This is a genomic window from Burkholderia sp. E168m23, from assembly GCF_016586125.1.
Classification (GTDB): domain Bacteria; phylum Pseudomonadota; class Gammaproteobacteria; order Burkholderiales; family Burkholderiaceae; genus Burkholderia; species Burkholderia orbicola.
In genome coordinates this window covers 1-9,459 of record NZ_BCPP01000161.1, presented here as the reverse complement: position 1 = coordinate 9,459, position 9,459 = coordinate 1, and the positions used below count along the sequence as shown (strand labels likewise).

Below are 9,459 nucleotides of genomic sequence, written 5' to 3'. Positions count from 1 at the left end.
GCATGTCCAGCGGACCATCGGCGCGGAAACTGAAGCCGCGCGCCGGATCGTCCACCTGCGGCGAGGACACGCCCAGGTCCAGCAACACCCCCGACACCTTCTCGACGCCGCGCGCCGCAAGCGCGTCGCGCATCGATGCAAAGCTGTCATGCACGATCGAGAAGCGCGCATCCTCGATGCCCTGCGCCGTCTCGATCGCCCTCGGATCCTTGTCGAACGCGATCAGCCGCCCGGCCGACGCCAGCCGCGCGAGCACCGCGCGGCTGTGCCCGCCGCGCCCGAACGTGCCGTCGACGTACACGCCGTCCGGCCGCGTCACGAGCGACTCGACCGCTTCATCCAACAGCACCGTCCGATGCCGCAATTCATTTCCCATCGCGGGCGTCTCCGTCACCGCAATCAGAACGTGAAATTCTTCAGCGCGTCGGGCATGCCCTGCGCCATCGCCGCCTGCTCCTTCGCGTTGTAGGTCTGCGAATCCCACAGCTCGAAGTGACTACCCATTCCCAACAACATGACTTCCTTTTCCAGTCCGGCTGCCATGCGCAGCTCGGGCGATACAAGAATCCGGCCCGCGCTGTCGAGATCGACGTCCATCGCATTGCCGAGAAAAATTCGCCGCCACCAGTGCGCGTCCATCGGCAGCGCGGCGATCTTGGCGCGGAACACTTCCCATTCGGGGCGCGGAAACAGCAACAGGCAGCCGTCCGGGTGCTTGGTCACAGTCACCCGTCCTTCTGCCTGTCCTTGCAGCGCTTCGCGATAGCGAGACGGCACCGACATCCGCCCTTTCGCATCGAGCGTCAGCGCCGACGCCCCTTGGAACACTTTCCGCTCTCCCGTTCAGGGCACCGAAGCACCCGCTCAATGCTGAGAATTTAGCCGGAACAGCCTGCTAAATCACACAAAAATACACTTTCTCACACTGTCTCCCACTTTAGAGGAAGGGTGTGGCACGGTCAAGGGAGCGGCCCGCTTTTTTGACGAATTTTGTTAGTTAGAACAAGGACTTACGCGCACATGCTCATGCGGCCCCTCATTCCAAAAACCGTTATAAATGAATGAGCTAGTGCAACTTGTGAAGGTGATACGTGAGAAAGACGGGCCAGACGGGCGTGCGGACGGGGCTTTCGGGGGCGGGAAAACGAGGAGGGAGCGGGCGATATCGGGGGCGGTGAACCGGGGCGGCGTCCCACGCCACCCCGGCGCAAATCTCAGAGATAGTACGCAGTGCTCGTCATGACTTTCGACGCGGCGCGCATCAGCATCCGCGCGGGCAGCGGCAGCTCGATCCCGCCGGCGTCGGTCGCGGCCTTGCCGTGCTTCACCTCGTCGATCCGCATCTGGTCGACGATCGCGCGCGACGCGGTATCGGTCGGCGGCAGCTCGGACATGTGACCTTCGAGATGGCTCTCGACCTGCCGCTCCGTCTCGGCCATGAAGCCGAGGCTGACCTTGTCGCCGAGCGTGCCGGCCGCCACGCCGATCGCGAGGGCGCCGGCATACCACAGCGGATTCAGCAGGCTCGGGCGCGAATCGAGCTCCTTCAGGCGGTGCGCGGTCCACGCGAGGTGATCCTCCTCCTCGCGCGCGGCCTCCTCGAACATCGCCTTCGCCGACGCCGTGCGCGCGGTGAGCTTCTGCGCCTGGTAGAGCGCCTGCGCGCAGACCTCGCCGACGTGATTCACGCGCATCAGGCCGGCCGCGTGCGTGCGTTCGGCGGGCGTCAGTTCGACGTCCGGCGTATCGGCCGGCACGGGCACCGGCCGGCTCATCCGGCTAATGCCGGTCAGCGATCGCAGGCCGCGATCGAATTCGCTGATCAGTTCATCCAACACCATCCTGTTCTCCTGGCTGCAGGTGCCGCTGCGCGCGGCAAGGGCACGAGTCCGCTCCGTAACCGACTTGATTATTCAGCGGAAATTGCGGTTAACCCGTGATTTTAACCATTGTTGCATAAAGGAAACATGGCGGTGTTGAGCTGCAGCATTTCGCTTTGTGGCAAAAACCGGCTTTGCTACATTACGTGCGACTTCTTGCGAAGTTGATGGGGCCCGTCGCCAGAACATAACTATCCGCCCCGCCAAAAAAATTCAGTGATTCTTGGAGATCCGCTAATGAAAAAGTCGCTTCTCGCGCTCGTCGCGCTGGGCGCGTTCGCTGGCGCTGCCCATGCGCAAAGCAGCGTGACGCTTTACGGCATCATCGATGAAGGCTTCCTCTTCAACAACAACGCAGGCGGCAAGCACCTGTACGGCCTGGCGAGCGGCGTGATGCAGGGTAGCCGCTTCGGCCTGCGCGGCACCGAAGACCTCGGTGGCGGCCTGAAGGCGATCTTCACCCTCGAAAACGGTTTCGACGTGAACAGCGGCAGGCTCGGTCAGGGCGGCCTGATGTTCGGTCGCCAGGCTTACGTCGGCCTGTCGAGCCAGTACGGTACGGTCACGCTGGGCCGTCAGTACGACTCCGTCGTCGACTTCGTCGGCCCGCTCGAGGCAGGCGACCAGTGGGGCGGCTACATCGCCGCTCACCCGGGCGACCTCGACAACTTCAACAACGCGTATCGCGTGAACAACGCGGTCAAGTTCACGAGCGCGAACTACGGCGGCCTCACGTTCGGCGGCTTGTACAGCTTCGGCGGCCAGGCAGGCCAGTTCTCGAAGAACCAGGTCTGGTCGCTCGGCGCAGGCTACACCAACGGCCCGCTCGTCCTCGGCGTCGGTTACTTGAACGCACGTACGCCGAACCAGTTCGGCGGCATGTTCAACAACGGGTCGACGTCGTCGTCGGTTTCGTCGCCGGTCTACGGCGCGTACGCGAACAACGCGAACACGTACCAGGTCATCGGTGCAGGCGGTGCTTACACGTTCGGTGCAGCGACGATCGGCGCGACGTACTCGAACACGAAGTTCAAGGGCTTCTCGGCAGGCCCGTTCGTGAACCAGACCGCGACGTTCAACAACGGCGAAATCAACTTCAAGTACCAGTTGACCCCGGCGTTGATCCTCGGCGCGGCGTACGACTACACGCAAGGCAGCAAGATCGACGGCAACTCGGCAGCCAAGTACCACCAGGGCTCGCTGGGCGTCGACTACTTCCTGTCGAAGCGTACCGACGTCTACGCGATCGGCGTGTACCAGCACGCATCGGGCAACGTGCTCGATTCGAACGGCAACGTCCTGAAGGCAACGGCAGCGATCAACGGTCTGGCCGGGTCGAGCACGAGCAACCAGGTCGCGGCACGCGTCGGTATCCGTCACAAGTTCTAATCAGCTTGCCTGACAAGCCGCAGCATATTGAAGGCGCCTTCGGGCGCCTTTTTCTTTTGTGGTGAGGCGGTGACGGTGATGGATCAGCGGGTCGGTGGGTCGGTGGGTCGGTGGGTCGGTGGGTCGGTGGGTCGGTGGATCAGACGGTAGCTGTCGACACGCCCCCCCAGCCGTCAGCTTGAAACAAGGCTTGCCGACGCGTCCCCCACGAAACGGGCGCTTCCGGTCATCCACCCGCAGCCGCAAACAAAAAACCCGGCACAGGCCGGGCTTTTCGTTCAACCGCATCGTTGCGTGCGTTACGCACGCCCATCGCGCAGTTCGCGCCGCAGGATCTTGCCGACGTTCGTCTTCGGCAGCTCCGTACGGAACTCGACCAGCTTCGGCCGCTTGTACCCGGTGAGCCGCTCCTTGCAGTAGGCAAGGATGTCCTTGTCGGTCAGCGCCGGATCCTTTTTCACGATGAACAGCTTCACGGCTTCGCCGGAATGCTCGTCCGGCACGCCGACCGCCGCCACCTCGAACACGCCCGGATGCGACGCCACCACGTCCTCGACTTCGTTCGGGTACACGTTGAAGCCGGACACCAGAATCATGTCCTTCTTGCGATCGACGATCTTCACGTAACCGCGCGCATCCATCACGCCGACGTCGCCCGTCTTGAAGAAGCCGTCCGCGAACATGACCTTCGCGGTCTCGTCCGGCCGGTTCCAGTAGCCGGCCATCACCTGCGGCCCGCGGATGCAGATCTCGCCCGGCTCGCCGAGCGCGACGTCGTTGCCGGCATCGTCGCGGATCGCGACTTCGGTCGACGGCAGCGGCAGGCCGATCGTGCCGCTGTATTCGGTCGCCGTCACGGGGTTGCACGTCGCCACCGGCGACGTTTCGGACAGCCCGTATCCTTCGATGATCGCGGTACGCGTCTTTTCATACCAGCGCTTCGCGACGCCCTCCTGGATCGCCATGCCGCCGCCGTTGGCGATCACGAGCTTCGACAGGTCAAGCTGACCGAATTCGGGATGGTTCAGCAGCGCGTTGTAGAGCGTGTTGACGGCCGGAATCGTCGAGATCTGGTAGCCCTTCAGCTCCTTGATCATGCCGGCGATGTCACGCGGGTTCGGGATCAGGATGCCCATGCCGCCCGTCCGCATCGTCAGGAAACCGCAGACGGTCAGCGCGAACACGTGATACAGCGGCAGCGCGACAACTGTCACGAACTGTTCCACCTCCGGATACTTCTCGTGAGCCGGATGGTGCCAGGCGCCGGCCTGCAGCACGTTCGACACAATGTTCCGGTGCAGCAGCGTCGCACCCTTCGCGACACCGGTCGTACCGCCCGTGTACTGCAGGAACGCGACGTCGTCGGGGCCGATCTTCTGCGGCTTGAACGCCAGTCGCGCGCCCTCCGACAGCGCGGCCTTGAAGCGCGTGAACGACGGCAGCTGCCACGCAGGCACCATCTTCTTCACGTTGCGCACCACGTAATTGACGAGCCATCCCTTGATGCCCAGCAGATCGCCCATCGATGCGACGACCACGTGCTTGACGGCCGTATTGGCGATGACGGCCTGCAGCGTCGACGCGAAATTCTCCAGGATGACGATTGCCTCCGCACCGCTGTCCTTCAGCTGATGCTCGAGTTCGCGCGGCGTATAGAGCGGATTGACGTTGACGACGGTATAGCCGGCGCGCAGGACCGCGGCGATCGTCACCGGGTACTGCAGCACGTTCGGCATCATGATCGCGACCCGCGCCCCGCGCGCCAGGCCGCGGGATTGCAGCCATGCGCCGAACTGGCGCGACAGCTTGTCGAGTTCGCCGTACGTGATGCCCTTGCCCATGCAGACGAACGCGGTACGGTCGCGATACTGACGGAAGCTCTCGTCGAGCAGGTCCGGGACGGACGGATAAGGAGAGGAGTCAATTTCGGCTGGAACGCCGGGTGGGTACGATTTCAGCCAAATTTTGTCCATACCGCGCGTCTCCTCACAGATTTTCGAATGGTCGTGCTAAAACGCATCGTAACGGCTCCCCCGCCCCGAGACAACAGGGTTAGATGTCCACTTCGAACTTCCATATCAATTTCGTCTGATGATACGGCGATATTCGATCAAATCCGCTCAACTTCCACAAGACAATCGTAAAACGTCGCCGAATTCCCCAAATCGGTCAGCGCCTGACTCGTCACCTCGTTCGCGTTCCTGCCGTCCGGCGACAGCTTCTTCCACCAGATCGACAATCCGACGACGAGCCCGGCACGCGCCCGGTCGGTAATGCGCGCGAGCGCCTGCATCGAGCCGCGGTCATTGAAGATGCGGACGGTGTCGCCCTCCGCGATGCCGCGTGCATCGGCGTCGGACGGGTGCATGTCGAGGTGCGGCTCACCTTCCGTCGAGCGCAGGCTGTCGACGTTGACGAACGTGCTGTTCAGAAAGTGACGGGCCGGCGGCGAAATCATCGCCAGCGGATAGCGCGCGGCAAGCTCGGGCGCGGCTTCAGCCGACTCGAACGGCGGCAGGTAGTCAGGGACCGGGTCCATACCCATCTGTTCGAGCCGGGGGCTGTAAAACTCGCACTTGCCGGAGGGCGTGCGGAAACCACCATTCGCAAACGGCGCCTCCGGCAGCTTGAGCTTCAGCCAGCCGGCCTGCTTCAGCGTGTCCCAGTCGCTGTCGAGCGCCGGATCGTCCCAGCGAAGCGCCGCGCGAGCGACCTCTTCGTCGCTGTGATAAAGCGCCGGTTCGTCGAGTCCCATGCTGCGCGCGATCCCGCGGAAGATCTCCGTGTTGGGCCGCGCGTCACCCACCGGCGGAATCGCCGGCAGGTTCGCCATCACGTAGGTATGGCCGTACGACTTATGGACATCCAAATGCTCGAGCTGCGTCGTCGCCGGCAATACAATGTCGGCGAAATCGGCCGTATCTGTTTTGAAGTGCTCGAGAACGACCGTGAACAGATCGTCGCGCGCGAAACCTGCGGCCACCTTGGACGAATCGGGCGCGACCGCCACCGGATTCGAGTTGTACACGATCACCGCTTCGACTTTTGGCCCGAACGTCGCGTCGCCCGGGTGCAGCAGCGCGTCGCCGATCGCGTTCATGTTGATGATGCGCGGCAGCTTATGCGGCCAACCCGGCATCAGATCCGGACGCAGCAGCGCCGCCTGGTTGACCGGCGCGGATTCCGACGACGAGAGCAGCAGGCCGCCCGCCCGGTCGCGCCACGCCCCCGTCAGTGCCGGCAGGGTGGCAATCGCACGCACCGCATTGCCGCCGCCTCGAACACGCTGCATACCGTAGTTGAGGCGAATCGACGCCTTGCGCGTAGCGCCGTAGCGACGCGCAAGATCGACCAGCTCCGACGCATCGATGCCGCAGATCTGCGCAACGCGTTCCGGCGGATAGGACATTGCGCGCGCCTTGAGCGCGTCGAAGCCGAGCGTATGGTCGGCGATGTAGTCGTGATCGAGCAGGTTTTCGGTGATCAACACATGCATCATGCCGAGCGCAAACGCGCCATCGGTACCGGGCTTCAATGCAATGTGCTGATGGCATTTCTCCGCGGTCAGCGAACGATACGGGTCGATCGCGACCAGACGCGCGCCACGGCGCTTCGCTTCCTGGGCGCGGGTCCAGAAGTGCAGGCTCGATGCAATCGGATTCGCGCCCCATATCAGAATCAGTTCGCTTTCCTCGAAGTACTCGAGGTGCATGCCGACACTGCCGCCGTACGTGTATCGCAACCCCGCTGCGCCGGCCGCCGCGCAGATCGCACGCTCCAGCCGCGAAGCGCCGAGCTTGTGGAAGAAGCGTTGGGCAATGCCCTCGCCTTGCACGAGCCCCATCGTTCCCGCATAGCTGTACGGCACGATCGCTTCCGGCGCACGCGCGGCGATTTCACCGAGGCGACGTCCGATCTCATCGAACGCCTCGCTCCAGCTGATCGGCACGAAGCGCCCTTCCCCTTTTGCGCCGACGCGCTTGAGCGGGACAGTGAGGCGATCGGGATGGTGAACGCGATCCGCGTAGCGACTGACTTTCGTGCACAACACGCCCTGCGTCGGCGGATGGTCGGGGTCGCCCGTGACCTTGATTGCCTTGCCGTTCTCGACGGTCACACGCATTGCGCACGTGTCCGGACAATCATGCGGGCAAACGGCCCGGGCTACCTGGGTGGCGGCGTTCATCGTTTTGAATGCAGAGATGGGTGTTCGCAAATTTTACGTGGACGCGCCGAATAAAGCGTTCATTTCGCAGCGATTTTGGATGATCTGCGCGGCGGTCGAGTGGAAGGGTGGCGGGCTGCCACGGCCGGAAAGCTGATCATATGATCGCGTTTGTCGATACGCTGCGGAGGAGAAATTGTGGTCTTGATCGAAGATACGATCAATAAGCAATGTAAGCGTCATTTCGTGGCCGCATGGACAGAGCTGCAGCCGGTGTCCAAAGTGATGTCCGTTACTTCAAGTGATGGGGACTACTTTGGACACACGGGATGCGCGAGCGTCGAACCGCAAGGGCCGACCGAACTACACGCCGGAGTACAGACGGCAAGTTGCCGTCGCGGCGTGCGAGCCGGGTATTTCGGTGGCCAAGCTCGCGCAGGCGCACGGACTGAATCCCAATATGGTGTTCAAGTGGCGTCGGCAACTGCGGGCGGGCCTGTTTGAAGGCGTGGCGCACAGCACAGCGGTGTTGCTGCCTGTAGCGCTACCTGATGCACCGACCGGCGAAACTTCAGAACTGGCGTCGCTCGCTCTACAGCCTGTCGAGCCACATCGCGAGAGCGTATCGGCAGCGTCGGGCATCGAGATCGAACTGAACGGTGCCCGTGTACGCGTCACGGGCATGGTGGACCCCGTGCAGTTGCGCCTCGTGCTGCGCTGCCTGATGCCAGCATGATTGCGCCGCCAGGCGGTACCCGCGTATGGCTGGCAGCGGGCGTTACCGATATGCGCCGTGGCATGGATGGACTTGCCACGCTGGTGCAGTCAGCGCTCGGACGTGATCCCTTCTCGGGGCACATCTTCCTGTTTCGTGGGCGTCGCGGTGACCTCATCAAGATTTTATGGTGGAGCGGCGACGGCATGAACCTGTACGCGAAACGACTCGAGCGAGGACGCTTCGTGTGGCCGCAGGCGGACTCGGGAACAGTCCATCTGTCAGCTGCCCAACTGTCGATGCTGCTCGAGGGGATTGACTGGCGGCATCCAGAGCGGACGTGGCAGCCGACGCACGCCGCGTAACGCCGGGTGCGGGAACCCACAAGCGCGTGGGCTTCATTTACACTGGCTGCATGCCTGCCAACCATCTGCCCGATGACATCGCCGCCCTCAAGCGCATCGTTGCCTCGCGTGACGAGACCATCGCGCAGTTGCTGGCCGAGATCTCGAGGCTGAAGCGATGGCAGTACGGCCGCTCATCGGAGCGCATGACAGAATTGATGGACCAGCTGCAGCTCGCGCTCGGCGAGCTGCCTGTTCCTGAAGCAGATATGGCCGCACCGGCGAAGGTGCCTGATGCCGCGACTGCGGATACATCGGCTACTACGAACCTCAATTCGCTGCGCCGCAAACCGCGGCACTTCCCTGCCCATTTGCCTCGCGATACGGTTGTTCATACGCCAACGAGCTGCGGATGCCCGGAATGCGGCAAACAGATGCGCGCGCTCGGCGAAGACGTCTCGGAGGTGCTCGACTATGTACCCGGCTACTTCAAGGTACTGCGTCACGTACGTCCGAAGCTGAGCTGCCCGCGCTGTGCTGCAGTGGTACAGGAGCCAGCACCTTCGCGACCGATAGCGCGCTCGATGGCGGGTGCCGGGCTGCTCGCACAGGTCGTCGTCGCGAAGTACGCTGACCATACGCCGCTGTACCGGCAGGCCGGCATCTATCGCCGCGCCGGCATCGAACTGGATCGCGCGACACTGGCTTCGTGGGTGCGTGAAGCAGCGGCGCTACTGCGGCCGCTGTCTGATGCACTCGGCCGTTACGTGCGCGACGCAGACAAGATTCATACCGACGACACGCCCGTGCCTGTGCTGGAGCCGGGGCGTGGCAAGACACGCACAGCGCGCCTGTGGACCTATGTGCGGGATGACCGCCCTGCGGGAAGCCGCGCGCCACCAGCAGTCTGGTACAGGTACTCACCCGATCGCAAAGGTGAGCGACCTCGAGAACATCTTGCGGGCT

The 9,459-nt window shown here is 63.3% G+C and carries 10 protein-coding genes; 5 read left to right on the top strand and 5 right to left on the bottom strand.

What is annotated here, in order from left to right:
* The 3 genes from mraW to coq7 all read right to left on the bottom strand — a co-directional run.
* The coding region (gene mraW, locus JMF90_RS11140; protein WP_201325106.1) for a 16S rRNA (cytosine(1402)-N(4))-methyltransferase at window positions 1-376 on the bottom strand (376 nt) is incomplete at its 3' end.
* A gap of 23 nt (window positions 377-399) precedes the next feature.
* Entirely contained in the window at window positions 400-828 is a 429-nt protein-coding gene (gene mraZ / locus JMF90_RS11135; RefSeq protein ID WP_006477025.1) for a division/cell wall cluster transcriptional repressor MraZ, read from the bottom strand.
* 386 nt (window positions 829-1,214) lie between these two features.
* Complete coding sequence (gene coq7 / locus JMF90_RS11130; RefSeq protein WP_006477026.1) at window positions 1,215-1,841, bottom strand: 2-polyprenyl-3-methyl-6-methoxy-1,4-benzoquinone monooxygenase; 627 nt, start codon at window positions 1,839-1,841, stop codon at window positions 1,215-1,217.
* A 276-nt stretch (window positions 1,842-2,117) separates the two neighbouring features.
* Here coq7 and JMF90_RS11125 point away from each other — a divergent pair, with 276 nt between their 5' ends.
* Window positions 2,118-3,269, top strand: coding sequence for a porin (locus JMF90_RS11125; protein ID WP_023477229.1), 1,152 nt, complete (start codon window positions 2,118-2,120; stop codon window positions 3,267-3,269).
* A 299-nt stretch (window positions 3,270-3,568) separates the two neighbouring features.
* On the opposite strand, the gene JMF90_RS11120 is transcribed toward JMF90_RS11125, so the two are convergent.
* Both JMF90_RS11120 and JMF90_RS11115 read right to left on the bottom strand, forming a co-directional pair.
* Window positions 3,569-5,242 carry a long-chain fatty acid--CoA ligase gene (locus JMF90_RS11120; RefSeq protein WP_006477028.1) on the bottom strand — a complete coding sequence of 558 codons (1,674 nt, stop codon included), beginning with the start codon at window positions 5,240-5,242 and terminating at the stop codon, window positions 3,569-3,571.
* A 137-nt stretch (window positions 5,243-5,379) separates the two neighbouring features.
* Window positions 5,380-7,455, bottom strand: a complete 2,076-nt coding sequence (locus tag JMF90_RS11115; RefSeq protein WP_175809494.1) for a molybdopterin-dependent oxidoreductase — start codon at window positions 7,453-7,455, stop codon at window positions 5,380-5,382.
* On the opposite strand from JMF90_RS11115, the gene JMF90_RS11110 reads away from it, so the two are divergent.
* The 4 genes from JMF90_RS11110 to JMF90_RS11095 form a co-directional block, all read left to right on the top strand.
* Window positions 7,352-7,591, top strand: coding sequence for a hypothetical protein (locus tag JMF90_RS11110; RefSeq protein ID WP_201325107.1), 240 nt, complete (start codon window positions 7,352-7,354; stop codon window positions 7,589-7,591). The two genes, JMF90_RS11115 and JMF90_RS11110, sit on opposite strands and share 104 nt — an antisense overlap.
* Window positions 7,592-7,738: 147 nt before the next feature.
* A complete protein-coding gene (locus JMF90_RS11105; RefSeq protein WP_063934034.1) occupies window positions 7,739-8,170 on the top strand; it encodes a transposase in 432 nt (143 codons plus the stop codon).
* Complete coding sequence (gene tnpB / locus JMF90_RS11100) at window positions 8,167-8,514, top strand: IS66 family insertion sequence element accessory protein TnpB (protein WP_046543747.1); 348 nt, start codon at window positions 8,167-8,169, stop codon at window positions 8,512-8,514. Before JMF90_RS11105 ends, tnpB begins: the two co-directional genes overlap by 4 nt.
* A 50-nt stretch (window positions 8,515-8,564) precedes the next feature.
* The coding region (locus tag JMF90_RS11095) for an IS66 family transposase (protein WP_201325105.1) at window positions 8,565-9,459 on the top strand (895 nt) is incomplete at its 3' end.

What these genes read in the sequence shown, in the direction of transcription:
- tnpB (WP_046543747.1), top strand. Translation starts at nt 8,167, where the DNA reads ATGATTGCGCCGCCAGGCGGTACCCGCGTATGGCTGGCAGCGGGCGTT.
- JMF90_RS11120 (WP_006477028.1), bottom strand. Translation starts at nt 5,242, where the DNA reads ATGGACAAAATTTGGCTGAAATCGTACCCACCCGGCGTTCCAGCCGAA.
- coq7 (WP_006477026.1), bottom strand. Translation starts at nt 1,841, where the DNA reads ATGGTGTTGGATGAACTGATCAGCGAATTCGATCGCGGCCTGCGATCG.
- JMF90_RS11105 (WP_063934034.1), top strand. Translation starts at nt 7,739, where the DNA reads ATGGGGACTACTTTGGACACACGGGATGCGCGAGCGTCGAACCGCAAG.
- JMF90_RS11125 (WP_023477229.1), top strand. Translation starts at nt 2,118, where the DNA reads ATGAAAAAGTCGCTTCTCGCGCTCGTCGCGCTGGGCGCGTTCGCTGGC.
- JMF90_RS11115 (WP_175809494.1), bottom strand. Translation starts at nt 7,455, where the DNA reads ATGAACGCCGCCACCCAGGTAGCCCGGGCCGTTTGCCCGCATGATTGT.